At 46.7% G+C, this 1,020-nt stretch carries 1 protein-coding gene; it reads left to right on the top strand.

All coding sequences use genetic code 11. The features are described from left to right. Positions 1-514: 514 nt before the first annotated feature. A partial coding sequence (locus FH968_RS23535) for a CSS-motif domain-containing protein (protein ID WP_189389361.1) occupies positions 515-1,020 on the top strand: 506 nt, incomplete at its 3' end.

Here is a 1,020-nt window from a genome sequence, read left to right as displayed (position 1 = left end):
GATAAGTTTGAGTTCTGGTTCAATATCGTCACACCATAAATAAATCCCCTGCGGCCTGGCGCCGCAGGGGATTTACCGTAGGCACCCTTCCCCGTTTTTCACATTATGTTTGCCCTGCTTTTTAATTCTGTTTCAGCTTATGCTTTTGCTGCCAGCTAACATGCTCGGGGTGTGGGTGTCGCGAATATAGCTGCATACATGACCTGGGCACTTTTTGAATGCACGTCATAATATTTGGAACGTGACGTTATTGTCATCAGGGGAAGTAGGGTTAAAAGATAAATACAGTATGTTTGTCATTTTAAATTAATTTGACGTCGGCATTAACTCATTGCATTCGCTATTATAAATATTGAAACCACCATCTTTTCAACCCGAAAAGGAGCAAGATTCTCTATTTGGTCAGGGTTGGACGCGTATCAGAAGTGTGTTATCGGCATACAAAACCCAATTTCTGATTTTGTGGCAGGTGAAATTATTCTTTAATTCCCACTAAGTGTTGTGAGGAGCGTTAATGCCGTTTCATGCTTTAAAGGCGGATCAATTCAAAGTCCGGTTGCTTAGCGCCATCACTGTGAGTCTACTGTGTATCCTGCTGGGATGGGTGGTCATCTTCTGGCAGACCGTCTCGAATACGACGCAGGAGGCCAGCACTCGCTTGCATCAGGCTCAGCAGAAAATTGACAAGGCACTGGATAGCGCCCATGACGTGGTCCTTTCCGTAAAGCAGAGTCTCGGCAAACCCTGCAACGATATTGTGCCGTTACTGAGGGTTCAGGTGGCAATCGCACCGGAAGTGCGAAGCATCCTCCTGGCACATGGAGATAACATCTACTGTTCTTCCCTCTACGGCCCCTATCAGGAACGTATCAATTTCAATCATTACACTAAAGGCCAGCTCTTTCTCATGAAGGGCAACTGGGTGAAAACGGATCAGCCAATTGTGGTCTACCGGGAGGTTGTCGGCAACGACAGTATCACGGTGAGACTCTATGGTTACCTGCTGTTCTCCGGGCTCGA

It is taken from the genome of Buttiauxella sp. B2 (genome assembly GCF_006376615.1).
Lineage (GTDB): Bacteria > Pseudomonadota > Gammaproteobacteria > Enterobacterales > Enterobacteriaceae > Buttiauxella.
This window is presented reverse-complemented; position numbering and strand designations above follow the sequence as displayed.